This window comes from Stenotrophomonas sp. C3(2023) (genome assembly GCF_032911385.1).
Lineage (GTDB): Bacteria > Pseudomonadota > Gammaproteobacteria > Xanthomonadales > Xanthomonadaceae > Stenotrophomonas.
Window position 1 is genome coordinate 1 of the sequence record NZ_JAWJLO010000013.1, and the last position, 309, is coordinate 309.

The window sequence follows — 309 nt, forward strand, 5'->3', positions numbered from 1 at the left end:
CCGCCACCAGCGCGGTGTTGCTCACATTGACCGTCACCGAGGCGGTGTCGCAGACCGTGGCGTACGGCGCGGGCAGGCACAGCTGATAGCTGAAGGTGTCCGCACCGATGAACCCGGCGGCCGGGGTGTAGCTGATGCTGCCATCGCCGTTGACCACGGCCGTGCCATTGGTCGGGGCAACGGAAACCGTCACCACCGGATTGAGCGGTGCGGCATCGTTGGCGAGCACACCGAGCACGGTGGTCGCACCGGCGGCGGCAGACAGGGTGTCATCGGCTGCATTCGGGTTCACTGCCACCACGGCAGTGG

Annotated in this window: 1 protein-coding gene; it reads right to left on the reverse strand. The window is 67.6% G+C overall.

The genetic code is table 11. The features are described from left to right. On the reverse strand, positions 1-292 hold a 292-nt coding region (locus RZA67_RS16400; protein WP_317214126.1), incomplete at its 3' end, for an Ig-like domain-containing protein. Positions 293-309 lie beyond the last annotated feature (17 nt).